22 protein-coding genes and 1 pseudogene are annotated in these 22,149 nt (G+C 69.1%); 11 read left to right on the top strand and 12 right to left on the bottom strand.

Features of this window, described 5'->3' with window-relative positions; genetic code table 11:
* From ON38_RS31280 to ON38_RS37245, 6 genes are all read right to left on the bottom strand, one after another.
* The gene (locus tag ON38_RS31280) at window positions 1–465 is read right to left on the bottom strand and encodes an ester cyclase (protein WP_039828762.1); all 465 of its coding nucleotides are present in this window, start codon (window positions 463–465) and stop codon (window positions 1–3) included.
* 152 nt (window positions 466–617) lie between these two features.
* Window positions 618–2,330, bottom strand: a complete 1,713-nt coding sequence (locus ON38_RS31275; protein WP_039828760.1) for a class I adenylate-forming enzyme family protein — start codon at window positions 2,328–2,330, stop codon at window positions 618–620.
* A gap of 51 nt (window positions 2,331–2,381) precedes the next feature.
* The gene (locus ON38_RS31270; RefSeq protein WP_039828758.1) at window positions 2,382–3,575 is read right to left on the bottom strand and encodes a MaoC family dehydratase; all 1,194 of its coding nucleotides are present in this window, start codon (window positions 3,573–3,575) and stop codon (window positions 2,382–2,384) included.
* A gap of 12 nt (window positions 3,576–3,587) precedes the next feature.
* Complete coding sequence (gene acuI / locus ON38_RS31265) at window positions 3,588–4,571, bottom strand: acrylyl-CoA reductase (NADPH) (protein WP_039828757.1); 984 nt, start codon at window positions 4,569–4,571, stop codon at window positions 3,588–3,590.
* Between the two features lie 145 nt (window positions 4,572–4,716).
* Window positions 4,717–5,493, bottom strand: coding sequence for an SDR family NAD(P)-dependent oxidoreductase (locus ON38_RS37250; RefSeq protein WP_039828756.1), 777 nt, complete (start codon window positions 5,491–5,493; stop codon window positions 4,717–4,719).
* Window positions 5,490–7,028: a class I adenylate-forming enzyme family protein gene (locus ON38_RS37245; RefSeq protein ID WP_245564450.1), complete on the bottom strand. Its 1,539-nt coding sequence runs from the start codon at window positions 7,026–7,028 to the stop codon at window positions 5,490–5,492. Before ON38_RS37245 ends, ON38_RS37250 begins: the two co-directional genes overlap by 4 nt.
* An 81-nt stretch (window positions 7,029–7,109) precedes the next feature.
* Here ON38_RS37245 and ON38_RS31250 point away from each other — a divergent pair, with 81 nt between their 5' ends.
* The 5 genes from ON38_RS31250 to ON38_RS31230 all read left to right on the top strand — a co-directional run bounded on the left by ON38_RS31250 (window position 7,110) and on the right by ON38_RS31230 (window position 12,500).
* Entirely contained in the window at window positions 7,110–8,300 is a 1,191-nt protein-coding gene (locus ON38_RS31250) for a CaiB/BaiF CoA transferase family protein (RefSeq protein ID WP_051165520.1), read from the top strand.
* Window positions 8,297–9,556 (top strand): acetyl-CoA hydrolase/transferase family protein, encoded by a 1,260-nt coding sequence (locus ON38_RS31245; protein WP_039828755.1) that lies wholly within the window; start codon window positions 8,297–8,299, stop codon window positions 9,554–9,556. The genes ON38_RS31250 and ON38_RS31245 overlap by 4 nt, the downstream gene beginning before the upstream one ends.
* The gene (locus ON38_RS31240) at window positions 9,557–10,324 is read left to right on the top strand and encodes an enoyl-CoA hydratase/isomerase family protein (protein ID WP_039828754.1); all 768 of its coding nucleotides are present in this window, start codon (window positions 9,557–9,559) and stop codon (window positions 10,322–10,324) included. It abuts the gene before it with no gap.
* Window positions 10,325–10,682: 358 nt separating this feature from the next.
* Window positions 10,683–11,375: a type 1 glutamine amidotransferase domain-containing protein gene (locus ON38_RS31235; RefSeq protein ID WP_039828752.1), complete on the top strand. Its 693-nt coding sequence runs from the start codon at window positions 10,683–10,685 to the stop codon at window positions 11,373–11,375.
* Window positions 11,376–11,477: 102 nt separating this feature from the next.
* The gene (locus tag ON38_RS31230) at window positions 11,478–12,500 is read left to right on the top strand and encodes a zinc-binding dehydrogenase (protein WP_039828751.1); all 1,023 of its coding nucleotides are present in this window, start codon (window positions 11,478–11,480) and stop codon (window positions 12,498–12,500) included.
* Window positions 12,501–12,515: 15 nt separating this feature from the next.
* Here the strand turns inward: ON38_RS31230 and ON38_RS31225 are convergent, their stop codons facing one another.
* Together ON38_RS31225 and ON38_RS31220 are read right to left on the bottom strand one after the other, a co-directional pair.
* Window positions 12,516–12,719: a ferredoxin gene (locus tag ON38_RS31225; protein ID WP_039828750.1), complete on the bottom strand. Its 204-nt coding sequence runs from the start codon at window positions 12,717–12,719 to the stop codon at window positions 12,516–12,518.
* A gap of 5 nt (window positions 12,720–12,724) precedes the next feature.
* Window positions 12,725–14,014, bottom strand: a complete 1,290-nt coding sequence (locus tag ON38_RS31220) for a cytochrome P450 (protein ID WP_039828802.1) — start codon at window positions 14,012–14,014, stop codon at window positions 12,725–12,727.
* 143 nt (window positions 14,015–14,157) lie between these two features.
* On the opposite strand from ON38_RS31220, the gene ON38_RS31215 reads away from it, so the two are divergent.
* The 5 genes from ON38_RS31215 to ON38_RS31200 are packed head-to-tail and all read left to right on the top strand — an operon-like array spanning window position 14,158 to window position 18,399.
* The gene (locus tag ON38_RS31215; RefSeq protein ID WP_039828749.1) at window positions 14,158–15,318 is read left to right on the top strand and encodes an acyl-CoA dehydrogenase family protein; all 1,161 of its coding nucleotides are present in this window, start codon (window positions 14,158–14,160) and stop codon (window positions 15,316–15,318) included.
* Window positions 15,319–15,348: 30 nt separating this feature from the next.
* On the top strand, window positions 15,349–16,578 hold the full coding sequence (locus tag ON38_RS31210; protein ID WP_039828748.1) for an acyl-CoA dehydrogenase family protein: 1,230 nt from the start codon (window positions 15,349–15,351) through the stop codon (window positions 16,576–16,578).
* Window positions 16,579–16,611: 33 nt separating this feature from the next.
* Window positions 16,612–17,151, top strand: a complete 540-nt coding sequence (locus tag ON38_RS37805; protein ID WP_245564448.1) for a TIGR03619 family F420-dependent LLM class oxidoreductase — start codon at window positions 16,612–16,614, stop codon at window positions 17,149–17,151.
* Between the two features lie 52 nt (window positions 17,152–17,203).
* Window positions 17,204–17,530: a hypothetical protein gene (locus tag ON38_RS37800; protein WP_245564447.1), complete on the top strand. Its 327-nt coding sequence runs from the start codon at window positions 17,204–17,206 to the stop codon at window positions 17,528–17,530.
* 14 nt (window positions 17,531–17,544) lie between these two features.
* Window positions 17,545–18,399, top strand: a complete 855-nt coding sequence (locus ON38_RS31200; protein WP_039828747.1) for an SDR family NAD(P)-dependent oxidoreductase — start codon at window positions 17,545–17,547, stop codon at window positions 18,397–18,399.
* Between the two features lie 30 nt (window positions 18,400–18,429).
* On the opposite strand, the gene ON38_RS31195 is transcribed toward ON38_RS31200, so the two are convergent.
* Window positions 18,430–18,882: a MarR family winged helix-turn-helix transcriptional regulator gene (locus ON38_RS31195; protein WP_039828746.1), complete on the bottom strand. Its 453-nt coding sequence runs from the start codon at window positions 18,880–18,882 to the stop codon at window positions 18,430–18,432.
* Window positions 18,883–18,951: 69 nt separating this feature from the next.
* On the opposite strand from ON38_RS31195, the gene ON38_RS31190 reads away from it, so the two are divergent.
* A complete protein-coding gene (locus ON38_RS31190; protein WP_039828744.1) occupies window positions 18,952–19,554 on the top strand; it encodes a TIGR03086 family metal-binding protein in 603 nt (200 codons plus the stop codon).
* Between the two features lie 33 nt (window positions 19,555–19,587).
* Here the strand turns inward: ON38_RS31190 and ON38_RS31185 are convergent, their stop codons facing one another.
* From ON38_RS31185 to ON38_RS31175, 3 genes and pseudogenes are all read right to left on the bottom strand, one after another.
* Window positions 19,588–20,085 carry a cupin domain-containing protein gene (locus ON38_RS31185; protein WP_039828742.1) on the bottom strand — a complete coding sequence of 166 codons (498 nt, stop codon included), beginning with the start codon at window positions 20,083–20,085 and terminating at the stop codon, window positions 19,588–19,590.
* Window positions 20,086–20,333: 248 nt separating this feature from the next.
* Window positions 20,334–21,164: pseudogene (locus ON38_RS31180) on the bottom strand (NAD(P)-dependent oxidoreductase); the annotation flags it as partial.
* Window positions 21,165–21,291: 127 nt separating this feature from the next.
* A complete protein-coding gene (locus ON38_RS31175) occupies window positions 21,292–22,131 on the bottom strand; it encodes an NAD(P)-dependent oxidoreductase (RefSeq protein ID WP_039828740.1) in 840 nt (279 codons plus the stop codon).
* Window positions 22,132–22,149 lie beyond the last annotated feature (18 nt).

Below are 22,149 nucleotides of genomic sequence, written 5' to 3'. Positions count from 1 at the left end.
TCACCGCTCGCTCGTCGCGCTCGGCCGCCGGAACAGCCGGGCGCGCACCGCGTCCGTGGATACGCCCGACTGCGCGCACAGTTCGGCCAGGTCGAAGACGAATCGTTCACCGGCGATCAGGTCGTCGGCGAAGGTGAAACCGATGAACATCGGAACCGTGGCACGCCGGCCGTTGGGTTCGGCACCGAACCGGTTGCCGGTCATGGTCATTCGGGCGGTGCCCCAGCAGATCAGGGTTTCCCCGTCGTCCGCGTGCCCGTCCAGTTCGACGTGATAGTCGGGAAAGGTCGCGAAGAATCGCCGCAGCACCCGCTCGTTTTCCGCGAGCCCGTGCGCGGTGGTGCCGAACGCCGGGGTTTCCAACAGCATCTCCGGGTGGAGCAATCGCAGTGCGGCGGGCAGATCCCGGGCGCTTTTGGCCGCGGCCAGCGACCGGGCCAGTTCGAACATGCGATGACCGTCCATGGGTGCATCCTTCGGTCGTGGTATGCGCCGGGAAGTAACCGGGTCTTCAAAACATACATACGACCGTATGTAAAAACAAGAGGTGCAGGTGGACGCCGAAGCTCGAAGCGCGGGGCCCCGGCGCGGGCGACGAAATGTTCCGGGTCTTCTGGCTACCGGGACTGCGCGGACGCGAGCCGCTGGGCCGCCAGCTCACGCAGATCGCTCGATTTGATCTTGGCGCTCCCGGTCAGCGCGAGATCCTCGTCGGTGAAGAAAAGGATCTCGCGCGGGACCTTGTAGCTGGCCAGTTGCGCACGCACATGGTCCCGGATCGCGCCGGCGTCCAGGATCCGGCCGGTATGGGGGACCACGCAGGCGACCACCATCTCACCGAGCGTGTCGTGCGGGATGCCGACCGTCCGGCCGATCTTGACTCCCGGGTACCGGCCCAGTGCCTCGTCGACCTCGAGCGGGGAGACATTCGCGCCACCGGTCTTGATGATGTCGGTGAGCCGGCCCTCCCAGTACAGCCGGCCCTGCTCGTCGAGATACCCACCGTCGCCGGTGTGGAAGTAGCCGGCGTCGTCCAGGGTTTCGTCGAGCGGTGTCCCGAGATAGCCGAGCATCAGCGTCGGGCCCTTGACGCAGATCTCGCCGTGTTCGCCCCGGTGCAATGCCGAACCGGTGAGCGGGTCGGCGATCTTCACCGTGACTCCCGGCAGCGGTACCCCGCTGCTCCCGGCGATGGTCTCCTCCGGGGTGCAGGCCGGGAAGCAGGTGGTGATGGTGAAGGTTTCGGTATTGCCGTAGGCGTGGCCGGGTTCGGTCCAGTCGGTGGTGACGGTGGGGTGGGTGGCCAGCGGAAGATCCCGGTCCACGAACCGCAGACTGCTCAGATCCGCTGTCTCCCAGTTGGGCGCGCCCTGGAGCTGGGCGTGCTGGTGCGGCCAGGCCACCGGGAAGTTCACCCGCTGCGCCTGGATGAGATCGAGGGCCGCGGCGGCATCGAACAGCGATTGCAGGATGAGGGTGCCGCCCGCGGCGAGCGTCGCGCCCAGCGCCTGGGCGAAATTGCCGGACCAGAAGAAACCGTTGGCGGTCCAGCAGCGCACCTCGTCGGCGGTGCCGAAGCCGAACATCCGCCGGAAGCGCCACATCTGCAGGGTGACACCGCGATGCGCGCTACGGATCCCCTTCGGCTTGCTGGTGGTGCCGGAGGAGAAGAACAGGACCGCGGTATCGCTGGGTTGCACTGTCGCCGCGGTGGCCTCGATCAGGGCCGGGTCGATTCCGGCGCCGCGGGCCGAGAAGGCGTCCCAGCTCTCCACCGCCGTATCGGGTACCGGGTCGCCCACCGTCGCGAGATGGCGCAGAAACGGGTACGCCACGGAGGCGACCGCGCCGGGTGCTGCGGTGCCGAGTCCCGGCTCGAGTTCGGTGAGGACCGCACCGAAATCCGTTTTGGCCACCCGACGTTCGAAGAGGAGCACCGAGATTCCGGAGACCCGGAGCAGATGGTCCAGTTCGGGCGCGGTGGAGAAGGTGCTGAGCGCGACCGCGACCCCGCCGGCCAGCGCGGTGCCGAAGACCGCCGACAGCCATTCGGCCCGGTTGGTCATCAGGACGCCGACCCGGCTGTCCTTGCCGACCCCGCACGCGCGCAGCGCCCGGGCCACCTCATGGGCCCGTTCCCACAGGTCGGCATAGGTCCACGCGATACCGTCGGCCGGGGAGATCAGCGCGGTACGAGCCGCGTACTGTTCGGTGACCTCGCGCAGGAATCCGGGAAGCGTCAGCGTCCCGAGCCCGGGCTCCTCGGTCAGCGGCGGTCCCGCGACGATCGCCGCCGCCCGGTCGGAAGTGTGCTGGGGCCCGGTGCTCATCGCCGGTGGTCCTCTCTGACAGTGCTGCCGCGCGCGGCGCGGGTTCCGCTCTTATCGCGGGAGTTCGACTTCGGCGGTGCAGTCGACCAGGACACCGCCGTCCTGGTTGGTGAGCTTCAGCTTCACCTGGACCAGCGGTACGCCCCAGTTCGATTCCGGGATCTTCTCGACGATCTCGCCGTCGAAATAGGTGACGTCGCCTTCGAAGGCGGGCAGCCGGAAGTCGGCCTTCGTATGCCGGACCAGCCCGTCGTTACCGGCCCAGTAGGCCAGATAGTCGGTGCACCACGCACCCATGGTCGCCCCGTAGCCGTAGGCCCGGGCCATGCCCACGTCACCGGCCTTCTCGGCGTCGATATGGCCGCGTGAGGGGCCGACATAGAGTCCGTCGCGCAGCCGCGGGTCGATCTTGGCGCCTTCTTCGTCGAAGCCGAAACCGTCGGTCCAGCCCGGATCCTGGTAGACCCAGGGGTCCTCGACACCGTCGGGCGCGGTCCAGCGGAAGGTGCCCCAGATATTGAAGAGGAAGGCGCGGTACTCGGTGGTGAAGCTGGCGATACTGTGCGGTCCGATCACCCGCCGCGGCAGCCTGTCACCGACTTTCACCTCGTCGAAATGCGGGGACACACCGAGCCGGTTGGACATCAGCCATTCGGTGCGCAGCGCGTCCACCTGGGCCAGTTCGGCGGCCGTCCACTTCTTGACCGCGCCGAGCTGGTTCTCGTACATACCGCGCTTGTTCGCCTCCTCGGCGAGATAGCGGATCGCGGTCGAACGTTCCTTGGCGACGAGGGTGCAGTGCTGGTTGCGGTGGGTGGTGTCGCCGCGGGAGAACATGGTGGGCCCGGCGAATTTCGTCTGGACCACCTTGTAATCGTGGAAGCGGCGCTCCTGGAACAGCTGGTCACCGGGCCGCACCGGGCAGCCGTAGAACCACCATTCCTCGCCACCGAAGATGAGGTGGCTGTTCGGGATGCGGCCCACGCAGGCCGGTGCGGCGCCGTGCCCGTAGTCCAGCGCCACCGCGATCGACTGCGGTGCCACCAACCCGCCGTATCGGGATGCCCGCGCGAACTCCTGATCCCAGTGCAGCGGGTTCGGATAGTCCATCGCCATCACCCAGCGGCGGATATCGGAGGTGCTGCACGGATCCCACAGCTGGCCGCCGCCGATCGGTTTGCCGACCCGGTGATCGACATCGCGCAGGTCCAGTTCGACGGGGGTCGCGTCCGGTTTCTTGCTCACGAGAACTCCTGCTCAGCGGTTCACATCGACGACTATCCGGCCGCGGACGGTGCCCGCGATGAATCCGTTCGCCGCCTCGACGGCCTCGTCCAGCGTGATCTCGCGAGCGATCGAATCGAGTACGGCCGGATCCAGATCGCGGGCCAGCCGGGCCCAGGCGTCGAGACGTTTACGCTGCGGCGCCATCACGCTGTCCACACCCAGCAGCGAGACGCCGCGCAGGATGAACGGGGCCACCGAGGCCGGAAAGTCCATACCCTGGGCCAGGCCGCAGGCCGCGACCGCGCCGCCGTAGCGGGTCTGCGCGCAGGCATTGGCCAGGGTATGGCTGCCGGCGGTGTCCACCACACCGGCCCAGCGTTCCTTCTGCAATGGTTTGCCCTTGTCGGCGAATTCGGCCCGCTCCAGGACCGTGGTGGCGCCGAGTTGCTTCAGATAGGCGTGCTCATCGGATTTACCGGTCGCGGCGGCCACCGCGAAGCCGGCTCTGGTGAGCAGCGCGACGGCCACACTGCCCACGCCGCCGGTCGCCCCGGTCACCAGCACCTCGCCGCTGTCCGGGGTGAGGCCGTGGGCCAGTAGGGCGTCGACGCAGAGGGCGGCGGTGTAGCCGGCGGTGCCGATGGCCATGGCCTGTCGTTCGGTGAATTCGGCGGGCAGGGGAATCAGCCAGTCACCGTCGAGCCGGGCCCGCTGGGCGAGGCCGCCCCAGTGGGTTTCGCCGACACCCCAGCCGTTGAGTACCACCTTGTCGCCGGGGGACCAGCGGGAATGCTTGCTCTCGGTGACGGTGCCCGCCAGGTCGATGCCCGGAATCATCGGGAACTTGCGGACCACCGGGGAGGCGCCGGTGATGGCGAGCGCGTCCTTGTAGTTGAGCGTGGACCAGGACACCTCGATATCGACGTCACCCTCGGGCAGACGGGCCTCGTCCACGCTGGTGATCTCGGCCTTCGTGCCGGATTCACCCTTGTCGATGAGAACTGCGGAGAACATCGGTGATGTGTTCCTTTCTCGATTCGTTCGGCTGCCGTTCCAGCTTGCCGAGGGACAGGGCGCCGATCCGGGAGACGCGAGAGAATTACATTCTCTGGAACAAGAATCATATTTCCAGTAGTGCTGACCGGTGTCAACACCCGGGTCAGCGCGCGGTCCACCCGCCGTCGACGACGATGGTCTGCCCGGTCACGTAGCGGCCGGAATCTCCGGCCAGCCAGACGATCGCACCCACGATGTCGGTGGCCGTGCCCTCGGTGGGCAACGGGGTGTTGCGCTGGAGATAGCGGGCGCCGCGTTCGCTGTCGTAGAGGCTGTCGGTGATCTCGCTGCGGAAGAAACCCGGCGCGACGGTGTTCACGCGGATCGAATGGCGAGCCCACTGCACGGCGAGTTCGGTGGTGAGCCCCGACAATCCGGCCTTGCCGGCGGCGTAGGAGGCCTGGGGGATGCCGGGGATACCCACCCGGCCACTGATCGAGGAAACATTCACGATCGAACCCCGGCCCACTGCGCGCATGGCGGGGAAGACCTGCTGGGCGAGCAGTAACGGCGCCATCAGGTTCAGCTCCAGGGTGCGCCGGATATCGCTCAGCGACTCCGCTTCGGCCTCCGCGGTGCCGAAGCGGTTACCGGCCGCGTTGACCAGGATCTCCGGCGGGCCCAGTGCGGCCGTGACCGCCGGCACGATTTCGGCGATCCGCTCGGGGTCGCCCAGATCGCATCCCACGGCCAGGCCGCCGATCTCACCCGCCAGGGAATCCAGCCGGTCGCGGCGGCGCGCCACCACCGCGACCCGTGCGCCGAGTCCGGCCAGTGCCCGGCTCACCGCCGCGCCCAGTCCGGACGATCCACCGGTCACGACGGCCACTCTGCCGTCGAGTTCGAAGGGGCGCAGGGCCGCCGCGCGGTCGGCGCTCACGGCGGGTCCCGATGCGTGAGCAGCCCGGCGAGTTCGGTGCGCACCACCTTGCCCATGGCATTGAGGGGGAGTGCGTCGACCGCGGCCCAGGCCTCGGGGACCTTGTACCCGGCGAGCTCGCCCCGGCAGTGTTCGGCCAATACCGCGAAATCCACCGGCCCGCCGTTCGTCTCGATGACGGCGGCCACCCGCTGGCCGAGCCGTTCGTGCGGCACCCCGCACACCGCCGCCCGGCCGACGGACGGGTGGGCCGCCAGCACCCGCTCCACCTCGAGCGGATAGATATTCGCGCCACCGCGGATGATGACCATCTTCTTGCGGTCGAGCACCGTGAGCCAGCCGTCCGCGTCGACCGTGCCTATATCGCCGGTGGCGATCGGCCCGTCCGGCGCGGGCTGTATCCCCCCGCTCGCCCAGTGTCCGAGCATCGGCCGCCACTGTCCGGCCCACGGTCCGTCCGTGCGGCCCGCCAGGCGCAACTCGCCGAGTTCGCCCGGCGGCAACCGGTTTCCGTCGTCGTCGTAGGCCGCGACATCGTAGTGCGGCAGTACCCGGCCGCTGGTTCCCGGTCGCCACTGCGCGCCGGGCGGATCGATCGCGACGACGGTCGGCGCTTCGGTGAGGCCGTAGGTCACCCGCGGTACCGGGCCGTGTGCCCCGGCGAATGCCGCCCGGAGCCGGTCCGGGGTATCGCTGCCGCCGCTCCACACCTCCTGTAGCGAACTCAGGTCGAGTTCGGTGCGGGCGGCCAGATCGTAGAGCTGAGCCGGGGCGCCGTTCCAGACCGTCACCTTCCGGGTGGCGATCCATTCGGCGACGCCCGCGACATCGCGGCGGTCCATGATCACCGCGCATCCGCCGGCCTGGGCGGTGAGCAGCGTGGACAGCACCATGAGGTTGAGGATGGTCAGCGGAAAGCTGTCTCCTTTACGCAATTCGGGCCCCCAGCCGCGGGTGGCGACCAGCACGGCCCCGGGGAGCAGCAGATTGCGCTGACTGTGTACCACCGCCTTCGGGCGCCCCGAGGTGCCGCTGGTGAACGCGATCGCGGCGGGGGCGTCCGGATCGTGGGTGATCTCGGGTGCCGACGGGGAGTTCAGGGCGTCGGCCCAGCGTCCCGGATCGACTCGCGCGGGTGTGTCGAGCGTGCTGCGGGGGCCGGCGAGGACGACGCGCGGCTCGATCAGATCGTGCAGATACCGCTGTTCGGCCGGGGCGAGCGCTTCGCCGATACCCGCCCAGATCGCCCCGATGCGCTGCGCGCCGTGGAAGGCGGCCACGATCTGCAGGTCGTTGGGCAGGCAGGCGGCGACCCGGTCGCCGGGGCGGACGCCGAGCGACCACAGCGCCCCGGCTGCCGCGCGAGCTTGTGCGTCGAGTTCACGATAGGTCCAGCAGCCCGAGGTCGCCTCGATCGCGACCGTGTCGGGGTGCGCGGCGAGGGCGGGTTCGAGTACCTCGGCGATGGACGCCGGAATTACGGGCGCGCCGGCGCCGCTGCCGGGCCCGGCGTTCTCGCCATTGAAACTGGGCACCCATACTTGATATCACTATCCTTACAAAGATTCATCAGATAGCCGCCGATTTGTCCGGCCGGCCCGGTGAAGGTAGGGCGTATGCAGCACACAGGGCCGCTGGCCGGGGTGCGGGTGATCGATCTGACCGCGATGGTGATGGGTCCCTACTGCACCCAGATCATGGCCGATATGGGCGCGGATGTGATCAAGGTGGAGCCGCCGGCCGGGGACAACACCCGCCATATCTCGGTGGGCCCGGAACCGGGAATGGCCGGAGTGTTCGTCAACGTCAACCGCGGAAAACGCAGCGTGGTCCTCGATCTGCGCGAGCCGGCGGGCAAAACCGCGCTGCGCGAACTGATCACCGGCGCCGATGTGTTCATCCACTCCATGCGTGGCAAGGCCGTCGCCGCGCTCGGGTTCGGCTACGAGCAGGTCGCCGCGATCAATCCCGCGATCGTCTACACCAACTGCTACGGCTACGGCCGGCGCGGCCCCGATGCCGACCGCACCGCCTACGACGACACCATCCAGGCCGAGTGCGGCCTACCGTACGTGCAGGAACTCCTCACCGGCACGCCGGGTTACGTGGGCACCATCATGGCGGACAAGATCGCCGGAATGACCGCCGTCTACGCCACCACGATGGCGCTGTTCCATCGCGAGCGGACCGGGGAGGGGCAGGAGGTGGAGGTCGCGATGTTCGAAACCATGGCCGCCTTCATGCTGGTCGAACACGCCAACGGCGCCCTGTTCCAGCCGCCGCTGGGACCGGCCGCCTATCCACGCGCGGTGACACCCGAGCGCACCCCGTACCGCACCGCCGACGGGTATCTGTCCGCGCTGGTCTACAACGACAAACAGTGGACGGCTTTCGTGGACGCGGTCCGCCCGGCCTGGGACGGCCCGGAATTCGCGACCCTCGCCCAGCGGGCGCGCCGGATCGACACCGTCTACGCCCATCTGCGGGAGACCTTCGCGACCCGCCCCACCGCCGAGTGGCTCGAATTGCTGAATTCCCTGGATATTCCGGCCGCGCCGGTCCGCGGTCTGGACGATCTCTTCGACAATCCGCACCTGAACGAGGTGGGCTTCTTCGAGACCGTCGACAGTCCCGACGGCCCGCTGCGCTTTCCCGGCCCGCCGACCTGGTTCTCCCGCACCCCCGGGCGTGTGTCCGGTCCGGCGCCCCGGCTCGGCGCCCACACCCGGGAAGTGCTGGACGCCGCGGCCGCCCGCGCACCGCGACCGGCCGCGCCGACCGGCAACGGCATCGGCAACCCGCGGTGAGTGCGCCGGACCTCGACCTGGGGCAGTGGCTGCGCCCCGGCGACCGGATCGTCATCGGGCAGGCCTGCGGTGAGCCGACCACTCTCGTCGACGCCCTCATCGAGCAGGGGCCGCGTATCGGAAAGCTGTCCGCCTTCACCGCGACCAGCTTCTCCGGGAAGTTCGTGCCCGGGGTCGGGCGATCCTTCGCGCTGTCGAGTATGGGCGCCATCGGCGCGTTGCGCGGCCTCACCCGCAGCCACGAACTCGATATCGTGCCGTGCCATGTGGGCCGGGTGGCTCCCATGATCGAATCGGGCGAGCTCGGCTGCGATGTGGCGCTCGTCCAGGTCGGTCCCGCCGATGCCGCGGGCAGACACAGCTGCGGACTCGTCGGCGACTACGTCCGGGCCGCGGTCGCACGGGCCCGGGTGGTGATCGCGGAGGTCAACGATCAGGTACCCGACACCTTCGGCGAATCACTGGCCGCCGCCGAGATCGATTGCGCGGTCACCGTATCGAACCCGCCGGTGGAGGTGGCGTCCGCCGCGATCGGCGCGGTGGACGAGGCCGTCGCCCGGCACATCACCGAGTACATCGGCGACGGTGCGGTTCTGCAGATCGGTATCGGTGCCGTCCCGGACGCGGTCGTGCGGCTGCTGGGCGACCGCCGCGATCTCGGCGTCCACTCGGGAATGATGGGGGACGGCCTCGTCGACCTCGTCGAGGCCGGCGTGATCACCAACGCGCGCAAACGGATCGACCCGGGTGTCTCGATCACGGGTGCTCTCATCGGCACCCGGCGGCTCTACGATTTCGCCCATCGCAATCCGGCGTTGCGCATGTGCCCCACCTCCTACACCCACGATGCCGCCGTTCTCGCGCGGCTCGACCACCTCGTCACGCTCAACTCCGCGCTGGAGGTGGACCTGACCGGCCAGGTGAACGCCGAACAATCCGGCGAGAGCTATCTCGGCGGCACCGGCGGCCAGGTGGATTTCGTCCGGGCCGGGGTGCGCTCGCCCGGGGGCCGGTCGATCATCGCGCTGCCCGCCACCGCCCGCAACGGCACCGTCAGCCGGATCACCGCGGCGCTGTCCGGGCCGGTCACCACCGCGCGGACCGAAGTCGACATCGTCGTCACCGAATACGGCGCCGCCGAACTGGCCGGACAGTCGCTGGCCGAACGCGCCCGGCGCCTCATCGGTATCGCCCATCCCGGCTTCCGCGACGAACTGGCCCGGACCGCCCGCCTCATCGAGAAACGAGGATTCTAGATGGAGGACGCCGTACTCTTCGATGCCCGCGACGACGGCATCGCGGTGATCACCCTGAACCGGCCGCAGACCCGCAACTGCCTGTCCGCGGAGGTCCGGGCCGGACTGTTCGCGGCCTGGGACCGTTTCGAACACGACCCGGCGCTGCGGGTCGCGATCCTGACCGGTGCCGGGCCCAAGGCGTTCTGCGCGGGCGGGGACCTGCGGGAAATGGTGGAAACCGGAATGGCCGAGCCGCCCCGCGATATGTTCCCCGTCCCCTACGACACGATCGAACTGTCCAAACCGACCATCGCCGCGGTCAACGGCGCCGCCTTCGCCGGCGGCTGGATGATCGCCCAGGCCTGCGATCTGTGCGTGGCCAGTACCACGGCGACCTTCGCGGTGAGCGAGGTGACGGTGGGTCGTAGTTCACCGTGGGCCGCGCCGCTGATCCATATGATCCCGCAGCGCATCATGATGGAGATCCTGCTCACCGGTAATCCGATCAGCGCGGCCCGGGCCTACGAGATCGGTCTGGTGAACCGGCTGGCCGAACCGGGCGACCTGCTCCCGGCGGCTCTCGAGCTGGCCGCCACCGTGCTCGCCGGGGCGCCGTTGTCGGTACGCGCCGCCCGGGAAACGGTCATGCTGGCAACCGAAATGGGCCGGTCGGCGGCGCTGCAGGCGGCCCGGCACGCCTCGGCGCGGGCCTATCACAGCGCGGACGCGCAAGAGGGGCCGGCGGCGTTCGCGGAGAAGCGGGCGCCCCGATGGACCGGGGAGTGAGCGCTGCCCGGACCGGCGCGGTGCCGCGCGCCGGCGATGGGGAATACGAGCGCGCGGGGTGACCGTGGAAGGGCCGGCCGTCGCGCGCACACCGCGGCGCGACGGCCTGGTCGGGAATCGTAGATCCGATCCGCCGAGACCGTGCCTCGGGTGAACGCGGTCGCGTGGATTCGCCGGTGCCGTGCGGGCCGCGGGGGCGCTCGCCGATGATCCATTTCTCGCGCGGATACCGCCGCGCGACGAAGCAGCGGGACTGTTGCCCGTCACCCGGGGCCGCTTTATAGTGGATGCGAATTCGGGTTCCGTGAAATCTACTTCACCCGCACACAGCTCTACCACCGATCGGGGAGTAAGCTGTATGGCCGATATTCTGTTCGTGGTGACCGGGGCGAGTTATTGGACCCTGAAAGACGGCACCCGGCACCCCACCGGTTATTGGGCCGAAGAGTTCGCCGCCCCCTATCGCGCACTGACCGGGGCCGGTCATCGAATCGTGGTGGCCACTCCCGGCGGGGTCGTCCCCCATGTCGATGTGATGAGCCTGCGACCGTCGATGGCCGGCGGTGAACAGGTCGCCCGGGACCTGGAAGAGACCCTGCGCTCGGCCGAGGAATTACGCCGGCCGATCGAATTGGCCCACGTCCGCCCGGCCGACTACGCCGCGATCTACTACCCCGGTGGTCACGGCCCCATGGAGGATCTGTGGCGGGACGCCGACTCCGGCCGGCTGCTGACCGCGGCGCTCGCCTCGGGCAGGCCGCTGGCCATCGTCTGCCATGCCCCGGTGGCGATTCTGGCGACCAGACGCGACGGCGTATCACCGTTCGCGGGGTACCGGGTCACGGCATACACCAACGACGAAGAAGACGCCGTCGGATTACGGTCGAAAGCGTTCTGGACGGTCGAGGACGAACTGGTGGCACTCGGCGTCGATTTCACGCGCGGAGAAATCTGGGAACCGTACACCGTGGTCGACCGGAATCTGTTCACCGGGCAGAATCCGGCTTCCGCCGGGCCGCTCGCCGAAAAGGTTCTCGAAGTACTCGGCTGAGATGAATTCTTCACTCGGCCGCGTTGTCCCGCGTGTGGGAATCATCCGCGTCGCACCCCGGAAAAGTCGAAACCGAGCAGATAACCACAGGAGACGGTGACCATGCGTGGAGTGATGATGTACGCCCCCGGCGACATCCGGGTCGAGGACCGGGCGGACCCCGAGATCGTCGAGCCCACCGACGCGGTCATCCGCATCGCCGCCACCTGCATCTGCGGGTCGGACCTGTGGCCTTACCGCGGCGTGGAGGCGGTCGAGGGTCCCGCCCCGATGGGGCACGAGTACATCGGAGTGGTCGAGCAGGTCGGCCCGGAGGTGGCCGATATCGCGGTCGGTGATTTCGTGGTCGGATCGTTCTTCGCCTCGGACAACACCTGCGAGATCTGCCGGGCCGGATACCAGAGCCGCTGCGTGCACAGCGTCCCGATGGGGTCCATCGGGACCCAGGCCGAGCGGGCCCGTATCCCGCTCGCCGACGGAACCCTGGTCACCGTTCCGGGGTCTCCCGGTCCGGCTCAGTACCCCGGCCTGCTCGCGGCCTCCGACGTACTCGGCACCGGCTGGTTCGCCGCCGTCGCCGCCGAGGCGGGACCGGGGAAAACGGTGGTCGTGGTCGGCGACGGCGCGGTGGGCCTGCTGGCCGTGCTGGCCGCCAGACAACTCGGCGCCGATCGGGTCATCGCCATGAGCCGCCATGCCGATCGTCAGGCACTGGCCCGTAGATTCGGCGCCGACGAGATCGTCGAGGAACGTGGCACGGCCGGGGTGGCCAGAATCAGGGAACTCACCGACGGGCTCGGCGCGCATTCGGTGGTCGAGGCGGTCGGTACCCAGGAATCGATGATCCAGGCCATCCGCGCCGCCCGCCCCGGCGGCCATGTCGGCTACGTCGGGGTGGCCCACGGTGTCGAACTCGACGGAATGCGGCTGTTCTTCTCCGCCGTCCATCTGCACGGCGGTCCCGCACCGGTGCGCCGGTTCCTCCCGGAACTGATCGACCTCATCGTGCGCGGTGAGATCGAACCCGGCGAGGTCTTCGATCTCACCCTGCCGCTGGAGCAGGCCGCGGAGGGCTACCGCGCGATGGACGAGCGGCGTGCCACCAAGGTCCTGCTCACGGTGTGAGACCGTGCCCCTGGGTCAGCCCTCGCTCTCGTCGACGATCTTGATCGCCCATTCGGGGCAGGCGTCCTTGGCGGTCAGCACCGCCTCGTGCAGATCCTCGGGGATGTCCTCGGCGACCGCCTCGGCGTAGCCGTAGTCGTTGAGCGCGAACACTTCCGAGCACAGGGTGGTGCAGATCCCGTGCCCCTTGCAGGAGTCCTCGTCGACGATGACCTTCATGTGGCTCACCCTTCCGTCCGGTCGAATTCCAGGTGCAGTGCGGTGATCCCGCGCAGGATGAAGGTCGGCAGATACTGGTATCTGCGCGCGCCGGCCGGACCGTGGGCGCTCTCGTCGATCCGGATATCGGTGGTGCGCTCCAGCAGGCGCTTGAACGCCACCTTCGCCTCGGTGCGGGCCAGTGGGGCGCCGGGGCAGGTGTGGATACCCCGGCCGAAGGCGATATGGGAGCGGGCATTGGACCGCTTGGCGTCGAAAACGCCCGGGTTCTCGAAACGCCGCGGGTCGCGGTTGGCGCCACCGTTGGCGAGCATCAGGACCGTGCCCGCCGGGACCTCCACGCCGCCTACTGTGGTCGTGGTCTTCGCCAGCCGGAAATCACCCTTCACCGGGCTCTCCATCCGCAGCATCTCTTCGATGAAGTTGTTGATGCGTTCCGGGTCTCCGCGCAGCCAGGACTGCAGTTCCGGATCCTCGGCGATCAGTTTCAATCCCGAGGACAGCAGCCGCACGGTGGTCTCCTGGCCGGCCGAGAAGAGGTTGGCGGCGACCCGGACCACGTCGATCACCTCCGGCCGGCTGCCGTCGGGGAAGGTGGCCTCGGCGAGACCGGTCAGCACGTCGCCGCGCGGGTTCTTGCGGCGGTCCTCGATATAGGTGGAGAACTTCTCGTACAGGAACTCGATCGGGTTGTGCTCCATGGCGTGATCGGAGCTGGTGCTGCCGACCGTGCCGGTACGGTGCGGATCGCGCTGCAACGTGTTGAGGAACTCCTCCTGGTCCTCCGGCGGTACACCGAGCAGGTCCGCGATCACGTAGAGGGTGAAGGGGCCCGCGAAATCCCGGATGAGTTCCCCTTTTCCGGGCGCCAGGTACTCGTCGAGCATCTTGTCGGCCAGATCCCACATCGCCTCTTCGTTCTCCTTGAGGCGTTTGGGGGTGATCAGCCGCATGAGCAGCCCACGGTGGGCGGTATGGGCCGGCGGATCCAGGGCCGGCAGCTGGTCGCTGAACGGCAGCGAATCGCGGTGTTCGGCGATGAGGGCGTCGGCGTCGGAGTTCTCGTCGATGGGGACGGGAAAGCCGGGGAACGGCCCGGTCACCGAGATACAGGAGGAGAAGCGCTCGGCGTCGTTGAGAACTTCCAGTGCCTCGTCGTAGCCGGTCACCATCATGACGTTGTGGTGCTTCTCGCGGGTCACCGGGCACTTCTCGCGAAGGGCGTCGAAGTACGGATAGGGATCGGCGACCAGCTCCTGGCCGAGGAAGAAGTCCAGATCCTCGAAGTTTTTCACGTGACGGGTTCCCTTCGCTCGGCCGGCACCCACCGCCACGAGCAGCTCCGCCGGTTGACTTTCGCAATTGAGAATATAACTCTCATCTGTGAATATGAGATTTCCACACGGTGTGCCGTGCGTCAACCGGAGGACCGGCGAACATGACCCTTGATCTCACCGCTGACCAGCGGCTCTTCCAGCAGACAACCCGCGAATTCCTGGCCGATACCGTCCCGGTGCCGACAGTACGCGCGCTCGGTGAGGCGGGTACCGGATTCGACGACGAGTGGTGGCGCTCGGCCGCCGAACTGGGCTGGACCGCCATGCTGGTCGCCGAGGAATACGGCGGCGGCAGTGTATCCGGGCGCCCGATGACCGAATTGGCGCTGATCGCCACCGAACTCGGCCGGACCTGTGCGCCGGGCCCCTTCGTCACCACCAACGCGGTACTCGCCGGGCTGGCGAGCGCGAGCGCGGCGCTGGGCGACACGATCACGGGGATCGTGGCCGGCACCCTGATCGCCTCCTGGGCCGTCTACGAACCCGGACGCGGTCTCGATATCGTCGACGCGCTCGCCGATCGCGAAGCGCCCACCGACGGCGAATGGGCACGCGCGGTCCGGGACGGCGCAGGCTACCGGCTGACCGGAGCGAAGGACCGCGTCGAGGCCGGGGACCGCGCCGATATCCTGCTGGTGAGCGCGCAGAGCGCGGACGGCCCGGTACAACTGCTGGTGCCCACCGACGCACCGGGCGTCACCGTCACTCCGACCTGGACCCTGGACCTGGTCCGCCGTACCGCCCGGATCGAATTCGCGGAGGTAGCGGTACCCGCGGCAGCCGTGGTGCACACCGGCGCCGCCGCGGCCGCCGCCGTCCGCACCCAGTTGCACACCGCCGCGGTACTGACGGCGGCGGAGACGGTGGGCGCCACCGGCAAGGCGATGGAGGCGACTCTGGCCTGGCTCGCCGACCGCTTCACCTTCGGCCGGCCACTGGCCTCCTACCAGGCGCTCAAACATCGGATGGCCGACAACAAGACCTGGTACGAGGCCTGCCGGGCGACCACCGCCGCGGCCGCGGCGGCCTGTGACGACGATCCGCTGTCCGCAGCGGAAGCGGTGAGCGTCGCGAAATCCTATGTCGGCGCGAAGGCTCCGGTGATCGGTCAGGACTGTGTGCAGTTGCACGGCGGTATCGGGGTCACCTGGGAGCACGATCTGCATCTGTATCTGCGGCGGATCGGACTGGGTCGCGCGCTTTACGGTACGCCCGAGGAGCATCGCCGCCGGATCACCGATCTCCTCCTCACCGCCGCCTAGCGCGGCCGCTCTCCGGAAGGCAGTACTCCTATGACCACCGAGCTCGAACCCGTAGCCGAGTTCCGCGAGCGCGCCCGGCTCTGGCTGCGCGCCAATCTTCCACCCGCTCCGCCGGATCAGGGCCCGCCCGACAGCAAAGAGGAGTGGGACCGGGCGCGGCAGTTGCAGCGGATACTCCACGACGGTGGTTTCGCGGGTATCTGCTTCCCGGAGGAATACGGCGGCCTCGGCCTGACTCCCGCCCATCAGCAGGCGTTCACCAAGGAGTCCTACGCCTACGAGATGCCGGTGATCCTCAATGTGCCGACGCTGTCCATCTGCGCGGCCACCCTGCTCGACCTGGGTACCGAGGAACAGAAGCGGGAGCATCTGAGCGCGGTGCTGCGCGGGGACGAGGTACTGGTGCAGTTGCTGTCCGAGCCACGCGGTGGTTCGGATCTGGCCGGACTCACCACCCGGGCCGAACGGGACGGCGACCGCTGGATCCTCAACGGCTCGAAGATCTGGAGTTCGGGCGCCTACGCGGCGGACTACGGGTTGTGCCTGGCCCGTACCAACTGGGAGGTGCCCAAGCATCGTGGGCTCACCATGTTCCTGGTGCCCATCGCGGCCGCGGGGGTGACCGTGCAGCGGATCAAACAGGTCACCGGATCCACCGAGTTCTGCCAGGAGTTCTTCGACGATGTGGTGCTCGGTGACGAGGCCGTGATCGGCCGGGTCGACGACGGCTGGGAGGCCGCGTCCCGGCTGCTCTACCACGAGCGTGCGGCCATCGGCGGGACCTCGCCGTATCTCAGCGGCGCCCGGCCGCATATCGGCGGCGAGGAGTCCCCGATTCTGGATATCGCCCGCAACAGTGGTCAGCTCGACGATATCCGGGTCCGTGAGGACATCGGCGAGGCACGGGCCATGCAGGTGGTGCGCGATCAGCTGATCGACCACATCTCCCGCAGTGTGCTCGCCGGGGAGCTGCCGCCGGCCGCCGGATCCATCACCCGCCTGTTCAGTGCCGAGAATTCCTGGCTGCAAACCGATCTGGCGGTGAAGGTCGCCGGTGCGGCCGCCGCGACGCACGCTCCCGGCGATCCGGTGGACACCGCGCGTATCGGCACCGATTTCCTGTTCCGGGCCGCGTGGAGCCTGGCGGGTGGCAGCACCGAGATCGCCCGCAATGTGATCAGCGAACGTGTACTCGGGATGCCGCGAGAGTACGCCGCCGACCGGGATGTGCCGTTCAACGAGGTGAAGCGTGGCCGGTGACACCGGAACCGGTGCGAGGGCACGGAGGTAGCGATGCGATTCATCTTCCACTATCCCGAGACCGGTGGTGCGGCGGGCGATGTGCTCGACCCGGGCCCGCTGGGAGAGGTCGCGCGCGCGGCCGAGCAGGCGGGTTTCGCCGGCTTCTCGCTCAGCGAGCATCCGGCGCCCGGCGCCCGCTGGCTGGGGGCCGGCGGGCATCAGACCCTGGACCCCTTCGTGTCTCTCGGCTACGCGGCGGCGCTGACCGAACGAATCCGCCTGATCACCTACCTGTCGGTGGCGCCCTACCGGAATCCGATGCTGCTGGCGAAAGCGGCGGCCACCCTGGACAAACTGTCCGGCGGCCGAGCCGTCCTGGGGATCGGCACCGGGTATCTGAAGGGGGAATTCCACGCGGTGGGAGTGGATTTCGAGGAGCGCAACATCCTGTTCGACGAAGCCCTGGAGGTGCTGCCCCTGCACTGGACAGGCGAGCCGTTCAGTTACACCGGTAAACATTTCAGCGCCCGCGAAGTGCAGGCCCGGCCGACCCCGGTCCAGCAGCCGATCCCCCATCTGGATCGGCGGTAATTCCGCGCTGAGCCGGCGCCGGGTGGCCCGGGCGGCCCAGGGCTGGATCCCGATGTCCGGGGGCGCCGAACTCAGCAGCACCGCCCGGACCCCGGAGCTCGGCACGATCGCGGAGCTGGCCGGCAAGATCGCCGAGGTGCGGTCGGCGGCCGCGGACAGCGGCCGCACCGACCATATCGACCTGGTGTATTCCTACAGCCACGCCGGGCTCACCGGCCCCGGCACCGATCCGGGGCCGCACCGGGAAGCATTCGGCGAATTGGCGCGGGCCGGGGTCGACTGGATCACCGTCTCCACCCGCGCCGGTGTACACGACACCCTCGACCCGGCGGTCACCTTCGATTTCCTGGCGTCCTTCGGCGCGGACTACATCGGTTAGCGAGGCGGATCGCAATGGGCTGGTTCGAGGAACGAGGCGGTCTCGCCGGGACGGTCGCGGTGGTGACCGGCGGTGCGGGCGGTCTGGGCCGGGCGATCGTGGCGGATCTGGTCGCGAACGGTGTACATCCGGCGGTAGTGGATCTCGATCCCGCCGGGGTCGCGGAGCTACGGGATTCGCCGGCCGGGCAGGAGGCCGTCGTGCACCACGGCGATGCCCGCGACCCGGCGGTCCTGACGGCACTGTTCGAGGCCGCCGACGCCCGGTGGGGGCGTCTCGACACTCTGGTGAATGTGGTCGGCGGCACCTTCCGCGCCCCCTTCACCGAAACCGGCCCGAAGGGCTGGGACGCGCTGCTGCGGACCAATCTCACCCATGTCCTGCACGCCTGTCATCTGGCCGTACCCCGGATGCGCGCGGGCGGACGCGGCGGCAGCATCATCAACATCACGACCATCGAAGCCCATCGCGCCGCCCCTGGTTTCGCGGTGTACGCCGCGGCGAAGGCAGCGGTGGAGCAGTTCGCCCGCACCCTGGCCGTGGAAGTGGCCCCGGACGGGATCCGCGTGAACAATATCGCCCCCGATTTCGTCCCCACACCGAACCTGGAGCGCATCGGCACCGGTGACAACGCCATGACCGATCCGGAAGGTGTGAAAGTGGCCATACCCATGGGCCGGGCCGGGTACCTCACCGATATCTCGGAGTGCGCGGTGTTCTTGGCTTCCCGCCTGTCGTCCTACCTCACCGGGACCACCCTGCACCCCGACGGGGGGACATGGGCGTCGGCCGGGTGGTTCAACTGGCCGGCGGAGGGCTGGGCGAATCACGCGCCGCTGCGGGTACTCCGGGCGAGCGAAGCCGGGTAGTTCGGCGAGTGCGGTAATCGAGGGGTGCTGTCAGTCGCTGCCGTCCGGTGCGGGATCCCGGGGGAGCGCGGTCAGGATGCGCAGCGCGTTCAGGAAACCGCGGCGGTCGGCGGCGGGCAGCTGCTCGAGGACCTGTTCGTTCTCACGCGCCTGGATCTCGGCCTGCACCGCGGCCGCGATCCGGTGGCCCTCCGCCGTCAACTCCAGCAGCCTGGCCCGGCGGTCGGCGGGGTCGGGGGTGCGTTCGATGAGGCCGCGGTCCTGGAGGTCGTCGAGTACCGCGATGATCCGGGTCTTGTCCGCGCCGATCTCCTGGGCGAGTACGCCCTGCCCGCGTGCGGTACCCCGGCTCAGCGCGATCAGGACCGTGTAGGCCCACATGGTCAGTCCGTGGGCTTCGAGAATCGGGCGTTCCAGGGCGATGAGGGTGCGGGTCAGTGGCGCGAGCATCGCGGCCAGATCCGGTCGGTCCGTGGTTCCCATGAGTAGAACCTACCCATACGAAAATAATAAGCATTGACGTATTATAAGCTTCTGCGTACTGTTGCGGTTATGACCACAGACCTCATCGAACTCGACCGCCGAGCGGTGCTCGCCACCGTGACCACCGCCGAACTCGTGACCCCAGACCAGCTCGGCCTGCCCACCCCGTGCGCGGGATGGACAGTGGGCGATCTGCTGGCGCATATGGCCGCCCAGCATCGCGGCTTCGCCGCCGGCGCACGCGGCGACGGCGCCGATCTCGCGCACTGGCGGCAGCGGCCACCGGGACCACACACCCCGGCCGAGTACACCGAGTCCGCGGCCGAGGTGCTGCGGGCCTTCGCCGAGCCCGGGACGACCGAACGTCTCTTCGCGATGCCGGAGTTCGGGCCGGATGTGACGGTCCCGGGGCATCAGGCCCTCGGCTTCCATCTGGTGGACTATGTCGTCCACGGCTGGGATCTCGCGCGAGCCCTCGGAGTGGGCTACGAACTGGACGAGGCCGCGGCCGGCCCGGTGCTGCGTATCGCCGAATCCGTCCCCGACGGCCCGGAGCGCGAACAGCCCGGATCCCCCTTCGCCCACGCGTTGCCGGATGGCGACCCGGGCGCGCCGCTGGACCGGATCCTGCGACTGCTCGGGCGCTCGCCCGCATGGCCGAAAAGCGAGTAGCGCGCCAGCGGACGGCGCGGCGGGCTCGTGCGATCACGCACCCGTGAGCTCCTTGCGCCACACCGGGCTGTCCACATAGTGATTGTCGTAGAGTTCGGAGCTCGCGCGGATGTCCGCCACGCTCGCCGTACCGCGATGAACCCGCTCGAGCAACCGGTAGTAGTCGAACCGGTGCAACCCCGGCGTGAAGACCACGAGCAGTTCGGCCTCGGTCTCGGCGGCCGGGGCGAACGCGTGCGGGACAGTGGGCGGCACGGTCAGGAAGTCGCCCTTGTCGAGCCGCACGATCTCCTCGCCGAGCAGGATTCGCACCGAACCGTCGATGACGAGGAACATCTCGGAGGCGGCAGTGTGGAAATGCGCCGGCGCACCGGGGGAACCCTTGCGCAGCGTCGCCTTGTTGGCGGTGAGCGCGCCGCCGGTGGCGTCTGCGTCGGCGAGCAGTGTGATCAGGCTCAGCGCGCCGTCCTGGAGGGCTTCGGCCTCATCGGAACGAACCAGGACGGGGGCGGTCTGCGCGGCAGCGGTCATCGGAACTCCGTGGATCTCGGGGGTGCGGCACCCGTTGGTGACCGCTACAGAGTCGACGGAGCGGGCTCGCCGGGTGTGACATGCCCACCGAAGCGGCTCGTCCCGGGCCACCGGGGATCCGGTCGGCACGGGCGCGTGTGGTTCAGCCGCACTTGGCCTCCGGGGGAGGGAGGTTCGGCGCATTGCCGGTTTGAGGCCCGCCGGTCCCGCCCGATCCCATCGCGACCCGGCGGCCGTTGTCCCGGGCTCTATCCCTTGCTCACGGCGGTAGGGCCCAGTCCGACCGCCGCGCGGATGGCCGGATCGAGCAGGCCGAGATCGCTGCCCAGCCGGTCGGCGACTTCGCGGGCCACGGCGACATCCTTGCGCAGGAAATCGCCCACCGACTCCGCGAACGCCGCCACCGATCCCTTGGCCGCCACACTCAGTACCGCACGCCCAGAACTGCTGGCATGGGGCAGTGCGGAAAGGATTTCGGCCTCGGTGAGGCCCAGTTCCCCCGCCAGCCGCACGGCCTCGGTGACCAGGCCGATCTGGGCGGCGAACAGCGAATTGTTGACGAGTTTCACGCGCTGCCCGTTACCCAGTTCCCCGACCGGCAAGACCGGATCGGCGTACGCGGCCAGCACGGGTCGCGCCCGCGCGGTCGCGTCGGCCGAGCCGCCCAGGAAGACCGTGAGGGAACCGTCGGCGATATTGTGCGGGCCCCCGCTCACCGGGGCGTCGACCACATGGCGTCCGGCAGCGGCCGGGGCGGCGGCGATCGTCGTCGCGGTGTCGGGGCTGCCGGTGGTGTGCAGGATCAGGACCGAGCCGGGCGGCATCGTCTCGAGTAGTCCGCTGTCCAGACACACCTCGCGGACCTGCTGATCGGTGAAAACACAGACCACCACCGCCTCGGCGTCCCGGCCGGCCTCGGCCGCCGAGCCGAGCGCGGTGGCGCCGGTCGCGGTGATCGCGGCGCGGGCGCCGGGATCGCGCCCGAGCGCGCGGACACTGTGCCCGGCGGCCGTCAGGCGCCGGATCATGGGGGTTCCCATGCGGCCGGCGCCGATGAATCCGATACGCACTCGGTTCTCCTTCGTTCGAAAAGTCCCGGTCTGCTGTGCCTCCCGCTCCGCGGTGGGGCCGGCGGTCGTGCGGACGCATCGGTGGCGCCGGGGCTGCCGATTTCGGCAGGGTCGGCAGGGATGCGGTGCCGAAGGGTCAGCGGGGGCGGCCCATCAGGGCGAGCGTGGCGTCGGCGGTATCGAGTACCACGCCGGGGGCGATCTGTGCGGCATCGGCCAGTTCGCTGATCAGCCGGACGTCTTTGCGCAGTAGATCACCGGCATGCGCGGCGATCTGGTCGAGAGTTCCACCACCGGCCAGGATGCGGCCGAGCGCGAAACTGTTCCCGCTGCCGTTGCCGATCACCTCGCCGAGCCGGTCGGGGCTCACACCCAGCCGGGCGCCCAGTTCCAAGGTGCTCACCGCGGTGGCCATATGCGCGGTGAACAGGAGATTGTTGAGCAGTTTGGTGGTCTGCCCGGCGCCGACACCGCCCAGATGCACGACCGGGTTCGCGTACGTCTCGAATACCGGCCGGCAGCGGGCGAAGGTCTGCTCGTCGCCCCCGGCCATCACCAGCAGCCGCCCGGCCGCGACGGCGGGTGCCCCGCCGCTGACCGGTGCGTCGATGAGCGAAACCCCCTGGGTGCCAGCAATTTCGGCCAGCTCGCGACAGGTGTCGGGATGGACCGTGCTGTGGATCGCGATCACCGGTGCCGTCTCGCGCCCGGCGGCGGAGGCGGCGAATCCCGCCAGCACGCCGTCGGCGCGTTCGAGGACTTCACGCACATCGGCGTCACCGACCACGCACAGGCACACCAGATCACTGTCGCCGGCGAGTTCCGCGGGACTGCCGGCCACTTTCGCCGCGGTATCCGCATAGGGTTCGGTGGCGGCGCGGCGGCGCGCCCACAGCGTGGTCCGGTACCCGGACTCGACGATTCGGCGGGCCATGGGCCCGCCCTGACTTCCCAGTCCGATGAATCCGACGCGCATGATGTTCCTCTCTCACAC

This window comes from Nocardia testacea NBRC 100365 (assembly GCF_000308775.1).
In the GTDB taxonomy this organism is placed as follows: Bacteria; Actinomycetota; Actinomycetes; order Mycobacteriales; family Mycobacteriaceae; genus Nocardia; species Nocardia testacea.
This window is presented reverse-complemented; position numbering and strand designations above follow the sequence as displayed.

Bases quoted from the DNA above. Each gene is read 5' to 3' on its own strand.
- ON38_RS31280 (WP_039828762.1), bottom strand. From the start codon at position 465: ATGGACGGTCATCGCATGTTCGAACTGGCCCGGTCGCTGGCCGCGGCC.
- ON38_RS31275 (WP_039828760.1), bottom strand. From the start codon at position 2,330: ATGAGCACCGGGCCCCAGCACACTTCCGACCGGGCGGCGGCGATCGTC.
- acuI (WP_039828757.1), bottom strand. From the start codon at position 4,571: ATGTTCTCCGCAGTTCTCATCGACAAGGGTGAATCCGGCACGAAGGCC.
- ON38_RS31250 (WP_051165520.1), top strand. From the start codon at position 7,110: ATGCAGCACACAGGGCCGCTGGCCGGGGTGCGGGTGATCGATCTGACC.
- ON38_RS31240 (WP_039828754.1), top strand. From the start codon at position 9,557: ATGGAGGACGCCGTACTCTTCGATGCCCGCGACGACGGCATCGCGGTG.
- ON38_RS31235 (WP_039828752.1), top strand. From the start codon at position 10,683: ATGGCCGATATTCTGTTCGTGGTGACCGGGGCGAGTTATTGGACCCTG.
- ON38_RS31230 (WP_039828751.1), top strand. From the start codon at position 11,478: ATGCGTGGAGTGATGATGTACGCCCCCGGCGACATCCGGGTCGAGGAC.
- ON38_RS31225 (WP_039828750.1), bottom strand. From the start codon at position 12,719: ATGAAGGTCATCGTCGACGAGGACTCCTGCAAGGGGCACGGGATCTGC.
- ON38_RS31215 (WP_039828749.1), top strand. From the start codon at position 14,158: ATGACCCTTGATCTCACCGCTGACCAGCGGCTCTTCCAGCAGACAACC.
- ON38_RS31210 (WP_039828748.1), top strand. From the start codon at position 15,349: ATGACCACCGAGCTCGAACCCGTAGCCGAGTTCCGCGAGCGCGCCCGG.
- ON38_RS37805 (WP_245564448.1), top strand. From the start codon at position 16,612: ATGCGATTCATCTTCCACTATCCCGAGACCGGTGGTGCGGCGGGCGAT.
- ON38_RS37800 (WP_245564447.1), top strand. From the start codon at position 17,204: ATGTCCGGGGGCGCCGAACTCAGCAGCACCGCCCGGACCCCGGAGCTC.
- ON38_RS31200 (WP_039828747.1), top strand. From the start codon at position 17,545: ATGGGCTGGTTCGAGGAACGAGGCGGTCTCGCCGGGACGGTCGCGGTG.
- ON38_RS31195 (WP_039828746.1), bottom strand. From the start codon at position 18,882: ATGGGAACCACGGACCGACCGGATCTGGCCGCGATGCTCGCGCCACTG.
- ON38_RS31190 (WP_039828744.1), top strand. From the start codon at position 18,952: ATGACCACAGACCTCATCGAACTCGACCGCCGAGCGGTGCTCGCCACC.
- ON38_RS31185 (WP_039828742.1), bottom strand. From the start codon at position 20,085: ATGACCGCTGCCGCGCAGACCGCCCCCGTCCTGGTTCGTTCCGATGAG.
- ON38_RS31175 (WP_039828740.1), bottom strand. From the start codon at position 22,131: ATGCGCGTCGGATTCATCGGACTGGGAAGTCAGGGCGGGCCCATGGCC.